14 protein-coding genes are annotated in these 18,196 nt (G+C 69.5%); 8 read left to right on the forward strand and 6 right to left on the reverse strand.

Annotated features, from left to right (window positions below; genetic code table 11):
* Complete coding sequence (locus ABGB19_RS22240) at positions 1–1,167, reverse strand: NAD(P)/FAD-dependent oxidoreductase (RefSeq protein ID WP_347688156.1); 1,167 nt, start codon at positions 1,165–1,167, stop codon at positions 1–3.
* A gap of 309 nt (positions 1,168–1,476) precedes the next feature.
* On the opposite strand from ABGB19_RS22240, the gene ABGB19_RS22245 reads away from it, so the two are divergent.
* Positions 1,477–1,923, forward strand: a complete 447-nt coding sequence (locus ABGB19_RS22245) for an STAS domain-containing protein (protein WP_347688157.1) — start codon at positions 1,477–1,479, stop codon at positions 1,921–1,923.
* A 125-nt stretch (positions 1,924–2,048) separates the two neighbouring features.
* Here the strand turns inward: ABGB19_RS22245 and ABGB19_RS22250 are convergent, their stop codons facing one another.
* Entirely contained in the window at positions 2,049–2,378 is a 330-nt protein-coding gene (locus tag ABGB19_RS22250; protein WP_347688158.1) for a hypothetical protein, read from the reverse strand.
* A gap of 141 nt (positions 2,379–2,519) precedes the next feature.
* Between ABGB19_RS22250 and ABGB19_RS22255 the strand changes: the two genes are divergently transcribed.
* On the forward strand, positions 2,520–3,221 hold the full coding sequence (locus tag ABGB19_RS22255) for a DUF3060 domain-containing protein (RefSeq protein ID WP_347688159.1): 702 nt from the start codon (positions 2,520–2,522) through the stop codon (positions 3,219–3,221).
* Here ABGB19_RS22255 and ABGB19_RS22260 read toward each other — a convergent pair.
* From ABGB19_RS22260 to ABGB19_RS22275, 4 genes are read right to left on the reverse strand one after another with little or no spacing between them, the layout of a single operon-like run.
* Entirely contained in the window at positions 3,218–4,114 is an 897-nt protein-coding gene (locus tag ABGB19_RS22260) for a haloalkane dehalogenase (RefSeq protein ID WP_347688160.1), read from the reverse strand. The genes ABGB19_RS22255 and ABGB19_RS22260 overlap by 4 nt on opposite strands.
* Before the next feature lie 41 nt (positions 4,115–4,155).
* Positions 4,156–4,992: a sulfurtransferase gene (locus tag ABGB19_RS22265; protein ID WP_347688161.1), complete on the reverse strand. Its 837-nt coding sequence runs from the start codon at positions 4,990–4,992 to the stop codon at positions 4,156–4,158.
* Positions 4,993–4,995: 3 nt separating this feature from the next.
* Complete coding sequence (locus tag ABGB19_RS22270) at positions 4,996–5,607, reverse strand: HD domain-containing protein (protein WP_347688162.1); 612 nt, start codon at positions 5,605–5,607, stop codon at positions 4,996–4,998.
* Between the two features lie 38 nt (positions 5,608–5,645).
* Positions 5,646–6,041 (reverse strand): hypothetical protein, encoded by a 396-nt coding sequence (locus tag ABGB19_RS22275; protein ID WP_347688163.1) that lies wholly within the window; start codon positions 6,039–6,041, stop codon positions 5,646–5,648.
* A 135-nt stretch (positions 6,042–6,176) separates the two neighbouring features.
* Between ABGB19_RS22275 and recC the strand changes: the two genes are divergently transcribed.
* From recC to ABGB19_RS22305, 6 genes are all read left to right on the forward strand, one after another.
* Positions 6,177–9,437, forward strand: a complete 3,261-nt coding sequence (gene recC, locus ABGB19_RS22280) for an exodeoxyribonuclease V subunit gamma (protein ID WP_347688164.1) — start codon at positions 6,177–6,179, stop codon at positions 9,435–9,437.
* Positions 9,437–12,724, forward strand: a complete 3,288-nt coding sequence (recB, locus tag ABGB19_RS22285) for an exodeoxyribonuclease V subunit beta (protein ID WP_347688165.1) — start codon at positions 9,437–9,439, stop codon at positions 12,722–12,724. Before recC ends, recB begins: the two co-directional genes overlap by 1 nt.
* A 41-nt stretch (positions 12,725–12,765) precedes the next feature.
* Positions 12,766–14,415 carry an exodeoxyribonuclease V subunit alpha gene (gene recD / locus ABGB19_RS22290; RefSeq protein WP_347688244.1) on the forward strand — a complete coding sequence of 550 codons (1,650 nt, stop codon included), beginning with the start codon at positions 12,766–12,768 and terminating at the stop codon, positions 14,413–14,415.
* Positions 14,416–14,505: 90 nt separating this feature from the next.
* Positions 14,506–15,357 (forward strand): DUF559 domain-containing protein, encoded by an 852-nt coding sequence (locus ABGB19_RS22295; protein WP_347688166.1) that lies wholly within the window; start codon positions 14,506–14,508, stop codon positions 15,355–15,357.
* Between the two features lie 150 nt (positions 15,358–15,507).
* A complete protein-coding gene (locus ABGB19_RS22300; protein WP_347688167.1) occupies positions 15,508–17,112 on the forward strand; it encodes a DASS family sodium-coupled anion symporter in 1,605 nt (534 codons plus the stop codon).
* Positions 17,113–17,140: 28 nt separating this feature from the next.
* Entirely contained in the window at positions 17,141–18,187 is a 1,047-nt protein-coding gene (locus ABGB19_RS22305; protein ID WP_347688168.1) for a tartrate dehydrogenase, read from the forward strand.
* The last annotated feature ends 9 nt before the right edge of the window (positions 18,188–18,196 follow it).

An 18,196-nucleotide genomic window follows, 5' to 3' on the forward strand; every position in this document is an offset into this window, starting at 1 on the left:
TCAGCGCTTCCGCAGCAGCTCGCCCGCGCGGCGGTTGTCGTCGTCGGCGTTGAGGGTCAGCACACCGACCACGTCGCCGTTCGCCTCATAGGTGACGGTGAAGCCGTTGTGGTGGTCCACGATTCGGCTGTGGTCGTAGCCGGGTCCCCAGCCACGGTACTTGAGCACCGAAGCGCCGATGGTGCAGGAGTATCCGGGCACGGTGTCCCAGGCGGCGCGGACGCCGGCGGCGCTGAGACCCGCGACGTAGCCCTGAAACGCCGCGTCGCGCCAGTGTTCGGCCGGGACCGGCCGGCCCGCCGTCACGTTGTCGGCCAGCGCGACGTCCCCGGCCGCGTAGACGTTGCGCGCGGAGGTGTGCATGCGCTCGTCGGTGACGATGCGGCCGTCGCGCGTCGTGATCCCGGCGGCCTCGGCGAGGCGGATGTCGGGCCTTACCCCCGTGGCGCACACCACGAGATCGGCGTCGACGGCCTCCCCCGAGCCCAGCAGCACCCGGCCGTCTTCGATCGCCGCCACACCGGTCTCCCCGGCGAAGCGAACGCCGTTGTCGGACAGTATCTTCGCGACGCGTTCGCCCGCCTCGAGCCCGAACCGGCGTTGCAGCGGAACGTGTTCGGCCGCCACCACCATGGTCGCGACGCCCCGCCCGGCGAGGCAGGCCGCGGCCTCACAGCCGATGAGTCCCCCGCCGATGACGACCGCGCAGTCGGCGTACTGGGCGGCCATCTTCAGCGCGACGGCGTCGGCGAAGGACCGCAGGGTGAGCGCCGACGCGATGCCGGGGATGTCCGGTCGCACGGCCATCGAACCGGACGCGATGAGCAGATGCCAGTAGGGGTAGCGCCGACCGCCCGCGGTGACGACCTCGTGGTGGTCGAGGTCGATGGTCTGGACGGTGATGGCGCGGACGAGGTCGACGTGGTTGCGCTCGAACCAGCGCTCGCTGTGCAGGGTGAGCTTGGTGTCGCGGTCGCAGAGGTAGTCCTTGCTCAGCGGCGGCTTGGCGTAGGGCAGCGCGGGGTCCGCGGTGAGGATGCGCACCGGGATTTCGGCATGCCTGCCGCGGAACGTCTCGGCCGCGCTCACTCCGGCCGGACCGCTGCCGATGGCGATGAAGCCTGGTGCCACCACGGCGCCTGAGTACCACTCCGCGACGCGAACCATGCCTGTAGTTAGGCGATCGTCATTTTTTGCGGTCCCCGCGCTCAGCTATCCACCGCGTCCCGCCCCTACGCCCGTGACCATGTGCTCACCCTGCCCAGGGGCAACGCCGCAACGAAATCCGTAGGCAACTGCGCGCCCGTCGTCGCCGCACGGCCTTCCACATCAGCTAACGATCATAAAGATTCCAGGTAGATAACGGAAAACCGAATTACTCAAAGTCCGACCATGACCACGCGATCCGCACTACCCTCAAGCCTGGTTGAGCTCCCAGCCCATCGATTGGGCTCAACATGGGAGATGGGGCGAAGGATGACTGCCAGGGGGACTGTGCGGATTCACCGCACCAACACGACGTCCGCGGACGACTTGGAGCGCGGCGGGCGAGCGACGTTCTCGGTGCGGCGCGTGTCGCCGACGCGGATGGTCGTGGCCGCGGTGGGTGACCTCGACGCGGTCAACGCCCGCGCCCTCGGTCGCTACGTCGAACGCCACGTGCGCGTATCCAAGCAGTTGATCATCGATCTGCGGGCGGTGAACTTCGCCGGTACCCAGGCGTTCACGGCGCTGTACTACATCAGCGTGCACTGCGCCCGCGGTGACGTGGACTGGATCATCCTGGGCGGCCACCCGGTGCGGCGCCTGCTGTCGATCTGTGACCCCGAAGGCGAGCTGCCGCTCGCCGACGACCTGCTCACCGGGCTCGCGCGCCTCGACCGCCTGGCGCAGTGCCGCTACCACATCGCGCCGACCGGATAGCGCGGGCACAGCCGAGACTCACTGCAGCACTTCGATCGCCGCGCGCAGCGGTTCGGGCGTCGTGCCCATCTCGCCGTGGAAGGCGAAGGCCAGTTCGACCACCAGGAACAGCAGCGCCCCGATGATCACTCCAACCGCGGCGGGCCGGTATTGGTGCGCGCCATGACGATTCGTTCGGTGCGTGAACTGCCGATCTGCTTGACCGAGTCGAGCGCGCTGCCCTGCACGGTTCGTTGCCGGTCGTCTGCCGGTCGGATGTCGTCGAGCGTGGACCGCAGGTCGGCGAGCGCGGTGTCGGCCTGCGGTGCGGCGTGCCCGTCGATGGCCCGCGGCCACTCGTCGAACGCGGCCTGCTCGTAGGCCGGCAGCCGCTCCTTGATGCGCCGCGCATCGGCGTCGGCGAAAGCGTCCAGCTCCCCGGTGATCTGGATCGCCGCGGCGCCTTCGGCCCGCACGTAGGTCAGGCGGCGACGGCGGCACCCGCGGCGCCGACGACGGGTATCGCGAACAGCAGCCAGGACGCGACATCGGTGACGATCCAACGACTCACGGCGACATCCTGCCCCGTCGCGGCCAGGTGTGGGAGCATCTTGCGAATGAACCCCGAGGAGGATCCCGAGGCCCGGATCCGCCAACTCGAGCAACCGCTCGCCGGCTACGCGGTGGAACTCGGCGGCACCGAGACGACCCAGGCCGCCAACCCGACCGCGCAGCTGCCGCCGCCCGTGTACGACGACCCGTATCAGCAGTCGCATTACAGCGCGCCGCCGTTCGGCGTCGCCTACCCGCAGGTGCCGAAGAAGGGCGCGCCGATCGGGCTGATCTTCGGACTGCTCGCGGTGGTCGTGGTGCTGGTGTTCGGCGGGATCGGCGCCTTCGTGTGGATCATGTGGGCGAACACGGACATCGCCGGCAGCCCGGCCAGTGATCCCGGCGTGACCTGGCCGACCGCGGTGCCGACAGGGCTCCCGACCGCGTTACCGACCGGACTGCCGACCGCCGAGCCGAGCGCGCCGGAGGTGGCGGTCGCACCGGCAGGCGGGCAGTACAGCGTCTCGGGCATCGACGAGACCGAGACCGTCGACTGCAACGGCGGCAACATCAGCGTCAGCGGCGTCAACAACACCGTGACGCTGCTCGGCCACTGCCTCAGCGTCACCGTGTCCGGCGTGGAGAACCAGGTGACCGTCGACAGCGCCGACGAGATAGGCGCCTCGGGTTTCGACAACCAGGTGATCTACCACTCGGGCGAGCCGCAGGTCGACGCGACCTCGGGCAACATCGTCGCGCAGGGTTAGGCGTCCCACTCCAGGATCCGCGCGGCCAGCTCCGGCCCGCAGTCCTCCTGCACGAAGTGGCTGCCGTTGATGCGCGCGTGCGGCTGACCCTTCGCACCGGGGACGTGCTCGATCAGCGGGCGGTCGGCTTTGCCGAGGATCGGGTCCTTCGCGCCGAACACGCACAGGAAGGGTTTCTCCCACCGGCCGAGCGCCTCCCACGCCGCCCGGTTGGCCGGGATCGCCGGGTCGTCCTGTGACGTCGGCACCAGCGCGGGGAAGGCCCGGGCGCCGGCCTGAAACCGCTTGTGCGGGAACGGCGCATCATATCCGGCACGCACCGCGGCGGGCACGTCGGTGACGGTGCCGGTGGCGACGATGCGCCCGGCCGGGAACACCGGCGTGTACTTCGCGAAGGCCCGCCAGATCCGGAATGGGAGGTTGGCCGCCGCCTGGCCGGCGGGCAGGAAGCCGTTGGCGACGACGACGCGCGCGATGCGCTCGCTCTGCTCGGCGGCGATCCGCAGCCCGATCAGCGAACCCCAGTCCTGCACGAAGATCGTCACGTCCCGCAGGTCGAGCGCCTCGAAGAAGGACGTCACCCACTCGACGTGCCGGAGATAGGTGTAATCGGTGATGCGGCTGGGCTTGTCGGAGCGGCCGAAGCCGATCAGATCCGGCGCCAGCACCCGTCGACCGCCCGCGGCCAGCGGCGGAATCATGGTGCGGTACAAGTAACTCCACGTCGGCTCCCCGTGCAGCAGGACGACGGGCGGGCCATCGGGTGGGCCTTCGTCGAGGTAATGCATGCGCAGTGCGTCGGTGTCGCCGGCGCGGACATCGACGTAGTGCGGCGCGAACGGGTAACCGGCGAGGTTCGCAAAGCGCTCGTCGGGGGTGCGCAGGATGTCCATGTCTCGAGCCTAGAGCGCGCAGCTTTTCCCCCGGCGAGGAATCAGGCCACCGGACGCGTCGGGTCCGAGCACCACTGCGACCACGAACCGGGAAACAGCGCGGCGTCCACACCCGCGGCGGCCAGTCCCGCGACGGTCACCGCCGCGGTGACGCCGGAGCCGCAGTACACCGCCACCGACGGGCCCGTCGCACCGCGCTCGGAGAACAACCGTCGGAGGTCGGCGTCGGCCAGCATGGTGCCGTCGCCGGCCAGCAGGCTGGTGCTCGGCACGTTGACCGCACCGGGAATGTGCCCGGCCACCGGGTCGACGGGCTCGACGTCGCCGCGGAACCGCTCCGGCGCGCGGGCGTCGAGCAGCGTGCCCGCCCCCAGCACCTCATCGGCGCCGACGGTCGGCAGCGCACCCGCGTACAGGTCGTCGTGCCGCACGGTCACATCGCCGGGGTCGGGCACGGCGGGCCCGGTCTCCACCGCGCCGCCCGCGGCGGTCCAGGCCGCCAGCCCGCCGTCGAGGATGCGGACGCCGGGGATACCCGCGGCGGTCAGCACCCACCACGCCCTCGCCGAGCCGGCACGGTTCCAGTCGTCGTATGCCACGACCGGCACGCCGTCGCGTACGCCCCACCGGCGGGCGGCGTCCTGCAGCGCCGCCCCCGAGGGCAGCGGGTGACGGCCGCGTCCGGTGACGCCGTGATCGCTGAGCTCGTCCTCGAGCGAGACGTACACCGCGCCGGGCAGGTGGCCCCGCTCGTAGGCGGGACGGCCGTCGGGTTCGGTGAGCTGCCATCGGACGTCGAGCAGCGTGACCGGTTCACCGCCGTCGAGCAGGCGCGCCAGGTGCGGGGCGGTGATCAGCACATCGTCGCGTGCGGTCATGCCTCACACGGTAGCGGCGACCGGTGGCCCGATTTCGTCTGCGAGCGTTTCGATCACGCAGGCCAGTTCGTCGACCAGCCAGCTGTCGCTGCGGCCGCGGTAGACCTCGAGCAGCGAGCGGTAGTACCAGAGGTGCTCGTGCGGGTCGTCGGTGTTGAAGCGCTGCCAAACCTGCGGGCCGAAACGGCGTAGGTCGCGCAGGATGGCGCGGGCGTTGTCGAGCTTGTCGGCCATCGACACGCGGACGGTGCTGTCCGACGCCGTGGCCAGGTGCGCGATGTAGCGCTCCTTGCGTTCGCGCCACGGCGGCTTGGGGGTGACGACGGTGTCGCTGCACTCCTCGACGATGTCGGCGACCTCGGCGCCGAACCGCTCGCCGATCTCGGCCAGCGTCGCATCGCCGCCCTGGTCTTCGGCCGCGTCGTGCAGCAGCGCGGCGATCGCCTCGGTCTCGGTGCCCTCGGCCTCGATGACCAGGCCGGCGACCGACAGCAGATGCCCGACGTAGGGCACCTCGCTGGCCTTGCGGGTCTGCGTGCGATGGAGTTCGGCGGCGTAGGTTAGCGCCTCGTGGAACTTGGGGCCGAGTCGGGGCGACGTCGTCGTCTCGCTCATGCGGTCCTCCTTCGTCGCGGCGAACGGTCGTTGCGCCGTCAGTACGACGACACCCCGTCGACGCTGACGAACATGCCGTGTCCGGTGCCGTCATTCGTCAGCCGCGTGCCATCGAATGTCGACACCACGGTCCAACCGTGGAAGCTGAATGGCGTCCTGTAGGTGAGGACGACCTCGCTCGAGCCGCCGTCGCCGATGTTGCCGACGTTCCAGTTGAAGTCACCTTCGGCATGGACGATCGCGAGGTTCGACGGCGTTCCGTCCGCCCCGGCAGGTGCGCCGGGGAAACCGTCGGCGCTGGCGCGCTCACAAACCGCCTCTTCTGCACTGATGACGCATCGCACCTGGCCGGACTCCGTGCGCACGTACTGGTAGGCCTCCTGCTGCGCCGTCGCGACGGGACTCAGTGCGAGCGCGACGACTGACGCGCCCACGATCGACAACCAACCTCGCCGCATGGTCTCCCCCTTCGACGGCCGTCCTGCCCAGCACCCAAGTCTCCTCTCCTGCGTCGCTGCCGTCCCACGTTCGGCTGACGACGTCGGACCCACCTCCTAGGGTTGGCTGCGATGGCGCTTCACATCCATCGTGCGGAACGCACCGATCTGCTCGCCGACGGACTCGGTGCCCTGCTCGCCGATCCCCTGCCCGACCCGTTCGCCGAGGAACTGGTCATCGTTCCGGCCAAGGGCGTCGAGCGCTGGCTGAGCCAGCGGCTGTCGCACGTCCTCGGCCGCGGCGACGGCGGCGACGGCGTCTGCGCGGGCGTCGCGTTCCGCAACCCGCGCTCGCTCATCGCCGAGTTGACCGGGATCGACTCAGGCCGAATCGGCGGCGTCGACGACCCGTGGTCGCCCGACGCGATGGTGTGGCCGCTGATGGAGGTCATCGATGCCCACTGCCCCGACGAGTGGTGCCAACCGCTGGCGGTCCACCTCGGGCACTTCGAAACGGGCGACGAGAAGGAGCTGAGGCAGGGCCGGCGCTACGCCGTCGCCCGCCGCCTCGCCGGCCTGTTCGCCTCCTACGCCCGTCAACGCCCGCAGTTGCTGGTCGACTGGGAGAACGGCGTCGCCGGTGACATTTCCTCCGACCTCGCCTGGCAGCCGCCGCTGTGGCGTGCGCTCATCGACCGCATCGATGTCGACACGCCGCATATCCGACACGCCAAAACCGTTGCCAGGCTGCAGGAGTCACCGACACAGCTGCCGGAGCGGCTCTCGCTGTTCGGCCACACCCGACTGCCGAGCACCGAGATCGAACTCCTCGACGCGCTGTCCACCCACCACGACCTGCACCTGTGGCTGCCGCATCCCAGCGACGACCTCTGGCAGCAACTGAAAGGAACCGCCGGGCAGATCCCTCGTCGCGAGGACACCACCCACCGCCAGGTCGGCCATTCCCTGCTCGCCACCCTCGGCCGCGACCTTCGCGAACTGCAGCGCGGCCTGCCCGGCGGCCCGCGCACCGACGAGTACCTGGGCGGCGATGACCGACCGGACACCCTCCTCGGCTGGCTGCAGTCCGACATCACGGCCAACACGATCCGCCGCGAGGGACGGGTGCACACCACCACCGATCGCTCGGTACAGGTACACAGCTGTCACGGTCCCGCCCGCCAGATCGACGTGCTGCGTGAGGTTCTGCTCGGGCTGCTCGCCGACGACGAGACACTCGAACCGCGCGACATCCTCGTCATGTGCCCCGACATCGAGACCTACGCGCCGCTGATCGTCGCCGGGTTCGGGCTCGGCGACATGATCACCGGCGTGCACCCCGCACACCGGTTGCGGGTGCGGCTGGCCGACCGGTCACTGGTGCAGACCAACCCGCTGCTGGGTGTCGCGTCCCAGTTGCTGGCGCTTGCCGGCGGACGGGCCACCTCCAGCGAGGTGCTCAACCTCGCGCAGGCCGCGCCGGTGCGGGCCCGGTTCGGCTTCACCGACGACAACCTCGAGGACATCACCCGCTGGGTGCGCCAGGCCAACATCCGCTGGGGCTTCGACACCGACCACCGCAAACCCTATGGCGTCGACTTCATCCAGAACACATGGCGTTTCGGCATCGACCGGGTGCTGGCCGGGGTGGCCATGTCCGACGACTCGCACGCCTGGATCGACACCACACTGCCCCTCGATGACGTGAGCAGCAACCGGGTCGACCTGGCCGGCCAGCTCGCCGAGTACATCGACCGCCTGCGCTGTGCGGTCCAATCCCTCACCGGGGCAAGACCACTCGAGGAGTGGCTGGGTTCGCTGACCCACAGCATCGGCCTGCTGACTCGCGTGAGCGACGAAGACGTCTGGCAGAGCGCCCAACTCGAACGCGAGTTCGCCGACGTGCTCGGCACCGCGGGCGAGCGTGCGGACACCTTGATGCGGCTCTCCGATGTCCGCGCGCTGCTCGACCGCCACCTCGCCGGCCGCCCGACCCGGGCCAACTTCCGCACGGGCACGCTGACGGTGTGCACGATGGTCCCGATGCGGTCGGTGCCGCACCGTGTCGTGTGCCTGGTCGGCCTCGACGACGGGGTGTTCCCCCGGCTGGGTGTGGTCGACGGCGACGACGTGCTCGCCCGTGATCCGATGACCGGTGAACGCGACATCCGTTCCGAGGACCGGCAGTTGCTGCTCGACGCCATCGGCGCGGCCACCGAGACACTGGTGATCACCTACACCGGCGCCAACGAGTACTCGGGTCAGGAACGACCGCCCGCCGTTCCGCTCGCCGAGCTCCTCGACACGCTGGACCGCACGACCGAGCAGAAGGTCCGCGACAAGATCGTCGTGGAACATCCGCTGCAACCGTTCGACACCCGCAACGTCATTCCCGGCGAGCTGGTCCCCGGTGTGCCGTTCACCTTCGACTCCACGGTCAAACGAGCGGCGCTCACCCGAGCCGGTGAGCGTGCGCAGCGGCCGAAGTTCGTCTCCGGGCCGCTGCCCGCCTCCCCGGTCGACGACGTCGCGCTCGCCGACCTGGTCGCGTTCTTCCGGGATCCGGTGAAGGGCTTCTTCCGCGCCCTCGACTACACGCTGCCGTGGGAGGTCGACGGGGTGCAGGACGCGATGCCCGTCGACCTCGACGCGCTGGAGGAGTGGACGGTCGGCGAGCGCATGCTGCGAGACATGTTGCGCGGCATGGATGCCGACCAGGCGCGCCAAGCCGAGTGGCGGCGCGGCTCGCTGCCTCCGGGCAATCTCGGCTGGCGCAGGGCCAACGAGATCTGCGACCAGGCCACGCGCATCGCCGACGCCGCACGGCCGTACCGCGGTGCCGACCCGACGGCGGTGGACGTCGACATCGAGATCGGCGGGGGCCGTCGGGTCACCGGCACCGTCACGCCGGTCTACGGCGATCGGCTCGTCTCGGTCACCTATTCCAAGCTCGACGGCCGCCATCTGCTGCAGCCGTGGATTCCGTTGCTGGCGTTGCTTGCTCACGAACCGACTCGCGACTGGAAGGCCGTCAGCATCGGCCGGGCGAGACGCGGTACCACGCCTCGGGTGGAGGTGATGGGCCGACCCGAGGCATCGGCGACCGCGTTGCTCGCCGACCTGGTGGCGATGTACGACCAGGGCCGGCGCGAACCGCTGCCGCTGCCGGTGAAGACGTCGTTCGCGTGGGCCGAAGCGGTGCACGGTCACGGCGATCCCGAGCAGCGGGCGGGTTACCGGTGGCGTTCGGGACTGTACCCCGGCGAAGAGGACGAGCCGGCCTATCAACTGGCGTTCGGCAAGGGCACGTGGCTGCCGCACCTCGTCGAACGCGGCCTGGACGCGTACTCCCGCCGGCTGTGGTTGCCGATGCTGGGGGCGCTGGAGACGTGATGGAGCCGTTCAACCTGCTGGGGCCGTTGCCCGCCGAGCGCTCGACCACCGTGCTGGAGGCCAGCGCTGGCACCGGCAAGACGTTCGCGTTGGCCGGCCTGGTCACCCGCTACCTGGCCGAGGGCGTCGCGACGCTCGACCAGATGCTGCTGATCACGTTCAGCCGCGCGGCCACCCAGGAACTGCGTGACCGGGTGAGGCGTCAGATCGTCGATGCGGTACAGGCTTTCGACGAGCCCGCGTCGGCCGGCGACAACCAGATCATCGGGCACCTGCTCGCCGGCAACCCCGGCCAACTCGCCGAACGCGAACGCAATCTGCGCGACGCGCTGGCATCCTTCGACGCCGCGACGATCGCCACCACGCACCAGTTCTGCCAGCTGGTCCTCAAATCACTGGGCGTGGCGGGTGACACCGACTCCGGCGTCACGCTGGTCGAGAGCCTCGACGACCTGGTCACCGAGATCGTCGACGATCTGTACCTGCACCACTTCGGCCGGGAACGCGACAACCCGCTGCTGAGCTATCCCGACGCGCTGCGACTGGCCAAGGAGGTCGTCGAGCACCCCGCGACCGAACTGCGGCCGAAGGACCCCGAGCCGGACTCGCGCGCCGAGGTGTGTGTGCGCTTCGCGAAGGACGTTCTCGCCGAACTGGAGATCCGCAAGCGACGCAAGGGGATTCTCGGTTACGACGACCTGCTGAGCCGGCTGGCCGACGCGCTGGAGGCCGACGGCTCGGCCGCGCAGCTGCGCATGCACCAACGCTGGCCGATCGTGATGGTCGACGAGTTCCAGGACACCGACCCCGTGCAGTGGCGGGTGATCGACCGCGCCTTCACCGGCCGTTCGACGCTGATCCTGATCGGCGATCCCAAGCAGGCCATCTACGCGTTCCGCGGCGGCGACATCGTCACGTATTTGAGCGCGGCCTCGAAGTCCGACGTGCAGAAGACGTTGGCCACCAACTGGCGCAGCGACGCCGCGCTGGTGACCCGGCTGCAGGCGGTGCTGCGCGGCGCGCAACTGGGCCACGAGAAGATCGTCGTGCACGACGTGGCCGCCAGGCACACCGAGTCGCGGCTGGCGGGCGCGCCGTGCGGCGATCCGTTCCGGCTGCGGGTGGTGCGCCGGGAGACGTTGGGCCGCAGCGGAACAAGTGTCGTGCCGATCGACCGGCTCCGCACCCACATCCCCCAGGACCTGGCCGCCGACATCGGCGCGCTGCTGGCCTCCGAGGCCACGTTCGACGGCCGCCCACTGGAGGCCGCCGACATCGCGGTCATCGTGGAGAACCACCGCGATGCCCGGGTCTGCTATCGGGCGCTCTGCGACGCGGGGGTCCCCGCGGTCTACACCGGCGACTCCGACATCTTCACCTCCGACGCCGCCGAGGACTGGCTGGCCCTGCTGGAGGCGTTCGACCAGCCCCACCGGCCCGGAATCGTGCGCGCGGCGGCCGCGACGATGTTCTTCGGTGAGACCGCGGAAACGCTCGTCGAGGGTCGCGACACGTTGACCGACCGCGTCGCGGAGACGCTGCGGGAGTGGGCCGGTCACGCGCGTGAGCGTGGCGTCGCGGCGATCTTCGAGGCCGCGCAGCTCGCGGGCATGGCCGACCGGGTGCTGTCCTGGCAGAACGGTGAGCGGCAGATGACCGACCTCGCCCACATGACTCAACTGTTGCAGGAGGCCGCGCACCGCGAGCACTTCACGCTGCCTGCGCTGCGGGACTGGTTACGGGCCCAGCGCGAGGAGCGCAGCGGCGCAGCCGAACGATTCCGCCGCCTCGACAACGACGCCGCCGCTGTTGCGGTGATGACGGTGTTCGTCGCCAAGGGCCTGCAGTTCCCGGTCGTCTACCTGCCGTTCGCGTTCAACCGCCACGTCTTCGAGCCGGATCTGGTGCTGTACCACCAGGGCGACACGCGGTGCCTGCATATCGGCGGCGTCGACAGCCCGGACTTCCACGCGGTGTCGAAGGCGGGCAAGGAAGAGGACGCCAGCGACGACAGCCGGCTGATGTATGTCGCAATGACCCGGGCCCAGTCGCAGCTGGTCGCCTGGTGGGCGCCGACGCGCGACGAACCCAACGGCGGCCTGTCGCGGCTGCTGCGCGGCCGGCACCCCGGCGAGTCGATGGTGCCGGATGCCGTTGCGCCCAGCAAGGTCTCCGATGACGACGCGCTGGCGCGCTTTCGGGAATGGGAAGCCGTCGGCGGTCCGGTCATCGAGGAATCGGTGCCGCGGACGATCCCCGACCGCCCCGCGGCCGCGGCCCCCACCGGGTTCGACGCCCGCCACTTCCACCGCTCCATCGACACGGCGTGGCGACGGACCTCCTACAGCGGGTTGATCCGTGCGGTCGAGGCGACACCGGTCAGCAGCGAGCCCGAAGCGGTCGAACTCGACGACGAAGTCGCCGAGATCCCGTTGGCGACGACGACGGCCGGGGCCGACGTGCCGTCACCGATGGCGGAGCTGCCCAGTGGGGCCAAGTTCGGCACGCTGGTGCACGCGGTGCTCGAGACGGCGGATCCGTTCGCCGCCGACCTCGCCGCCGAACTGGAGGCACGCGTCCGTGAGCACTCGGTGTGGTGGCCGGTCGATGTGCCGGCCGCCGACCTGGCGGCGGCGATGCTGCCGATGCACGATACCCCGCTGGGGCCGCTGGCCGACGGCAGAACGCTACGGCAGATCGGCCTGTCGGACCGGATGCGGGAGATGGACTTCGAGTTCCCCTTGGCCGGAGGCGATCTGCGCGCGTCGGCACCCGACATCCGACTGGCGCATGTCGGCGAACTCCTGCGGCAGCACTTGGCGCCGAACGATCCGCTGAGCTCGTACGCGGAGCGGTTGAGGCAACCGGGGCTGGGCGCGCAGTCGCTCAAGGGATACCTGTCCGGATCGGTGGACGCGGTGCTGCGCATCGGGCAGCGGTATCTCGTGGTGGACTACAAGACCAACTGGCTCGGCGATCCGACCCGGCCGTTGACGGCCGCCGACTATGCGCAACCACGCCTCGCCGAGGCGATGCTGCATTCCGACTATCCGCTGCAGGCCCTGCTGTACAGCGTTGTGCTGCACCGCTTCCTGCGATGGCGGCTGGCGAGCTACACACCCGAGGATCATCTGGGTGGCGTGCTGTATCTGTTCCTGCGGGGAATGTGCGGACCGCAGACGCCCGTGCAGGACGGCCACCCCGCCGGGGTGTTCAGCTGGCAACCGTCGGCGGCGCTGATCACCGCGCTGTCGGATCTGCTCGACGCCGGGAGGGTCGCGGCGTGACCAGCCTCGAGTGGCGGCGGGCGATCAGCGCCACCGGCCTGTTGCGCACCTTCACCGACGCCGAAGTCCTCGACGCGGCGGATGTGCATGTGGCGCAACGTCTCTGCGCGCTCGCCGAGGCGCCCGACGAGGTGGTTGCGCTCGCGGTGGCGCTGGTCGTGCGCGCGCTTCGTAACGGGTCGGTCTGCCTGGACCTGCGGACCGTCGAGCAGCAGGTCGGTCTCGACGGGCTGCCGTGGCCCGCCGTCGACGACTGGCTCGGCGCCATCGCCGCGCACCCGCTGACCGGGCAGCCGCCTGCGCTACGCGTCGACGGGGATCTGTTGTATCTCGACCGGTACTGGCTCGAAGAGCAGCAGGTGTGCGACGACATCCTGTCGATGATCGCCACCACGGCGACCCGGCCCGCGACGGATCTCGACCGGCTGTTCCCCTCGGGATTCGAGGAACAGCGCGCCGCCGCGGAACTGGCCCTGTCCCAGGGCCTCACGGTGCTCACGGGCGGTCCGGGCACGGGTAAGACGACCACGGTGGCGCGGTTGCTCGCGGTCCTCGCGAGCGGAACCCGGCTGCGGATCGCGTTGGCGGCGCCCACCGGAAAGGCGGCAGCGCGACTGCAGGAGGCGGTGCAACTGGAGGTCGACAGGCTCGACGCGGCCGACCGCGAAGCGCTGTCCGGCCTGCACGCGACGACAATGCACCGACTGCTCGGCAGCCTCCCGGAGACGTCGGCACGCTTCCGCCACCACCGCGGTAACCGGTTGCCGCACGACGTGATCGTGGTCGACGAGACGTCGATGGTCTCGCTGACGATGATGGCGCGACTGCTGGAGGCGGTGCGACCCCAGGCCCGGCTCATCCTTGTCGGCGACCCGGACCAGTTGGCGTCGGTGGAGGCGGGAGCGGTGCTCGCCGATCTGGTCGACGGTCTCGGCGGCGGTCGTGTCGCGGAGTTGAAGACGTCGCACCGGTTCGGCGAGTCGATCGGGACATTGGCCACCGCGATCCGGGCCGGCGACGCCGACTCCGTCCTGGACGTGCTGCGGCTCGGCGGTGAGCACATCGAGTGGGTCGACACCGAGGAGCCGTCGGATTCTCTCCGGAAGGTGTTGGTGCCGTTCGCTGTTGAGCTCCGCAAGGCGGCGATCCTCGGTGACGACGACGCGGCGTTGGCCGTCTTGAACGAACACCGGCTGTTGTGCGCGCATCGCCGCGGCCCGTTCGGCGTGCGGTACTGGAACAACCAGGTAGAGCGGTGGCTGGCGGAGACGACCGGCGAGCCGATCTGGTCGGCGTGGTACGCCGGCCGACCGGTGCTGGTGACCGCGAACGACTACGGGCTGGGCCTGTACAACGGCGACACCGGCGTCACGGTGCTGCGCGACGGAGTGCTGCGTGCGGTCATCGCGGGCAACGAGCGGCTCGAGTTCGCGACGAGCCGACTGGCCGACGTGGACACGATGCACGCGATGACGATTCACAAGTCCCAAGGCAGCCAGGCCGACGAAGTGACGGTACTGCTGCCGCCGCAGGACTCGCGGCTGTTGTCCCGCGAGTTGTTCTACACCGCGGTGACACGCGCGAAGAAGAAGATCCGGATCGTCGGCTCAGACACCTCGGTGCGCGCCGCCGTCGAACGCCGCGCGGTGCGCGCGTCGGGGTTGGCGCGGCGACTGTCCCTTTCTCGTTGACTCTGCGCCCATGGCGCGGTTCATCCACAATTTCGCGCCCTGGGCGCAGAGTGAACGCAATTTGTCGGATATGGCGCGCAGCCTGCCGCCATGGAACATATTGAAGGACCGTTCATCGGCAGCGCGGCGCTGGCGTCAGGCGCGCTGAACCGGCATCAACTGCGCCGCTTCCACCAGGCGATCATGCCGAACGTCTACCTGGACAAGCGGTTGGAACCGACGCTGCAGCAGCGCACCGTCGCGGCGTGGTTGTGGTCCGGTCGGCAAGCCGTCATCGCCGGCCTCGCCGCCTCGGCGATACACGGTTCGAAATGGGTCGACGACGACTCGCCCGTCGAATTGATCTGGCGAAACGGGCGATCGCCGACCGGGGTCGTCACGCGTGATGACCTCCTGCTTCCCGACGAGTACCGGCGTTACGACGCCCTGCCCGTCACGACGCCGGAGCGCACAGCGTTCGACCTCGGCAGAAGGGAGCGGATCGAGACGGCCGTCGCGCGGCTCGACGCTCTCGCTGCGGCAACGGGTTTCAAGGCGCTCGACGTCGAGAACCTGGCTCGCGCGCATCGCCACACCCGCGGATTGCGCGAACTCGAGCGGGCGCTCGACTTGATGGACCCCGGCGCCGAGTCGCCGAAGGAGACATGGTTGCGACTGTTGGCGATCCGCGAGGGGTACTCGCGCCCGCGCACTCAGGTCCCGGTGTGCGGTCCGGACGGATGGCCGTTGTACTACCTGGATATGGGCTGGGAGGACATCATGCTCGCGCTGGAGTACGACGGTGGTCACCATTGGGACGATCCCAAGCGGGTCGCATACGACATCAAACGCGCCGAGTACCTCGCGAGCATTGGCTGGATTGTCATCCGCGTGACGAAGGGCCACCATCCCGCCGACGTTCGCGCTCGACTAAGGCGGGCGTGGGAGCGATCAACTCGTTGACTCTGCGCTCACGGCGCGGTTCAATGCCGGTCTGGCGCCCTATACGCAGAATCAACGTGGCGCCGCCGATGTTTAATTCCGGCCGCAACTTGGCAATCCGCATCCATCGGAGTGTGGTGTAGAACATAGCCGCGTGGACGGAGCCTGCTCATGACAACAGAGAACACGGCGAAACCGACCGACGTCGACAGGGCGCTACTCGGCACCGCGACCTACCGCAGCCTCGGCGAACAGCGACTCTCCCCGCAGGAGGAACGCTTCGAGAAGGGCAGGCGCACCGTCGGCCTGTTCCTCGCCCCGCTGCTGACCGTCGTCATGCTGGTCCTGCCGCTCGACATCCCGCGCGACCAGCAGGTGCTGGCCGCCGTACTGCTCGGCGTGATCGCGCTGTGGATCAGCGAGGCCGTGCCGATCCCGATCGGCGGCCTGCTCGGCGTCGCGGTCGCCGTCTTCCTCGGCGTCGCCCCGGTCGACGACGTCCTCGGCCCGTTCGGTTCGTCGACGATCTTCACGTTCATCGGCGCGTTCATCCTCGCCCAGGCGATGCTCAAACACGGGGTGGCGCGGCGCTTCGCGTTCCGCATCCTCGCGCTGCCGCGCGCCGGTCGGTCCACCACCGGGGTGATTATCGCGTTCGGCGCCATCACCTGCCTGCTCTCGGCGTTCGTGTCCAACACCGCGACCGTGGCCATGCTGCTGCCGACGGCGATGGGCATCCTGGGCGTCATCGCCAAACTGCTGCAGCAGCGCGGCGACGTCGAACCCGACTTCGACCCGAAGCGACTGCATGTCGGCACGGCGCTGATGCTCATGCTGGCCTACGGCGCCAGCGTCGGCGGCCTGTTGACCCCGGTGGGCAGCCCGCCCAACCTGATCGGCCGCGGCCTGATCGAGGAGGCCACCGGCGAACGGATCAGCTTCGGGCAGTGGATGGTGATGGCCCTGCCGATCTGCCTGGTGATGTTCGGCCTGCTGGCGCTGATTCTGTTGCGGCTCAACAAGCCCGAGATCAAGCGGATCGAGGGCGTCTCCGAGTACGTGGCCAGTCAGCGCGAGAAGCTCGGAAAGCTGTCGCGGGCCGAGAAGAACACGCTGATCGCGTTCGCCGTTACCGTGACGCTGTGGATCCTGCCTGGCGTCGTCGCGCTGATCGCCGGAACCGACTCCAGCACCTACGAGTTCGTCAGCGACCGCCTCGACGAGGGCGTCGTCGCGGTGTTCGGCGCCTCGCTGCTGTTCCTGCTGCCGACCGACTGGCAGAGCCGCGAGTTCACGCTGCGCTGGAAGGACGCCGCCGAGATCGACTGGGGCACCATCATTCTCTTCGGTACCGGCATCATCTTCGGCTCCCTGATCTCCAGCACCGGGCTGGCCGAGACCATCGGCACCTCCATCGACGACGCGCTGGGTCTGTCCAGCGTCGTGCCGATCACGATCTTCGCGGTGCTGCTGGCGATCGTGGTGTCGGAGACGACGTCGAACACCGCGTCGGCCGCGGTGGTGGTGCCGATCATCATCCCCGTGGCGGTGGCCGCCGGAGTGAACCCGTTCGTGCCGGCACTGGCGGCGACGTTCGCCGCGTCGTTCGGCTTCATGCTGCCGGTGTCGACGCCGCAGAACGCGATCGTCTACGGCTCGGGCGTTGTGCCGATCACCAAGATGATCCGATCGGGCATCTCGTTCGACATCGCGGGCGCGATCCTCATCATCATCCTGCTGCCGTTGATGATCGGCCTGCTGGGCCTGGGCACGTGAGCGAAGCTTGCGAGCGAACGGTGAGCAGATGAGCACCATCGCCGTCATCCCCGGCGACGGGATCGGCTGCGAGGTCATCGCCTCGGCGCGCACGGTCCTCGACGCGGTGTCCTCCCGGCACGGAATCTCGTTGTCGTACACCGAGTTCGACTGGTCGTGCCAGCGCTACGAACACGACGGCACCATGATGCCCGCCGACGGCATCGACACGCTGCGGCAGTTCGACGCGATCCTGCTGGGCGCCGTCGGCTGGCCGGGCGTACCGGACCACGTCTCGCTGTGGGGACTGCTGATCCCGATCCGGCGCGAGTTCCGCCAGTACGTCAACCTGCGGCCGATCCGGGTGTTCGACGGCGTCGAGAGCCCGCTGCGCGCGCCGGGCGACGTCGACTTCGTGGTGGTGCGCGAGAACGTCGAGGGCGAGTACAGCGAGATCGGTGGGCGGCTGAACCGCGGCTTCCCCGACGAGATGGCGGTGCAGGAATCGGTGTTCACCCGCGTCGGGGTGAGCCGCATCGCCGACTACGCGTTCGAACTGGCCCGCAGCAGGCGGGGGTACGTCACGTCGGCGACGAAGTCGAACGGAATCGTGCACACGCTGCCGTTCTGGGATGAGGTGGTCGCCGAACGGGCCGAGTTGTTCGCGGACGTGCGGTGGGACAGCGAGCACATCGACGCGCTGGCCGCGAAGTTCGTGTTACAGCCGCAGCGCTTCGACGTCGTCGTGGGATCGAACCTGTTCGGCGACATCCTGTCCGACCTCGCGGCGGCGGTCGCCGGGTCGATCGGGATCGCGCCGTCGGCCAACCTGGACCCGACCAGGAAGTACCCGTCGATGTTCGAGCCGGTGCACGGATCGGCGCCGGACATCGCCGGGCGGGGCATCGCGAACCCGGTCGGGGCGGTGTGGTCGGCGGCGCTGATGCTCGAACACCTCGGCCACGAAGCGGCGGCCGGCGAGGTGATGGCCGCGATCGAGGCCACGCTGGCCAAGCCGGAAACCCGGACCGGCGACCTCGGCGGCAGCGCGTCCACAACCGCAGTGACGGAAGCGTTGGTTTCCCACCTGAGTTAACCAGGGGCC

The organism is Mycobacterium sp. B14F4 (assembly GCF_039871645.1).
Taxonomy (GTDB): domain Bacteria; phylum Actinomycetota; class Actinomycetes; order Mycobacteriales; family Mycobacteriaceae; genus Mycobacterium.

Bases quoted from the DNA above. Each gene is read 5' to 3' on its own strand.
- ABGB19_RS22300 (WP_347688167.1), top strand. From the start codon at position 15,508: ATGACAACAGAGAACACGGCGAAACCGACCGACGTCGACAGGGCGCTA.
- ABGB19_RS22295 (WP_347688166.1), top strand. From the start codon at position 14,506: ATGGAACATATTGAAGGACCGTTCATCGGCAGCGCGGCGCTGGCGTCA.
- ABGB19_RS22240 (WP_347688156.1), bottom strand. From the start codon at position 1,167: ATGGTTCGCGTCGCGGAGTGGTACTCAGGCGCCGTGGTGGCACCAGGC.
- ABGB19_RS22270 (WP_347688162.1), bottom strand. From the start codon at position 5,607: ATGAGCGAGACGACGACGTCGCCCCGACTCGGCCCCAAGTTCCACGAG.
- ABGB19_RS22245 (WP_347688157.1), top strand. From the start codon at position 1,477: ATGACTGCCAGGGGGACTGTGCGGATTCACCGCACCAACACGACGTCC.
- ABGB19_RS22265 (WP_347688161.1), bottom strand. From the start codon at position 4,992: ATGACCGCACGCGACGATGTGCTGATCACCGCCCCGCACCTGGCGCGC.
- ABGB19_RS22260 (WP_347688160.1), bottom strand. From the start codon at position 4,114: ATGGACATCCTGCGCACCCCCGACGAGCGCTTTGCGAACCTCGCCGGT.
- recC (WP_347688164.1), top strand. From the start codon at position 6,177: ATGGCGCTTCACATCCATCGTGCGGAACGCACCGATCTGCTCGCCGAC.
- recB (WP_347688165.1), top strand. From the start codon at position 9,437: ATGGAGCCGTTCAACCTGCTGGGGCCGTTGCCCGCCGAGCGCTCGACC.
- ABGB19_RS22305 (WP_347688168.1), top strand. From the start codon at position 17,141: ATGAGCACCATCGCCGTCATCCCCGGCGACGGGATCGGCTGCGAGGTC.
- ABGB19_RS22255 (WP_347688159.1), top strand. From the start codon at position 2,520: ATGAACCCCGAGGAGGATCCCGAGGCCCGGATCCGCCAACTCGAGCAA.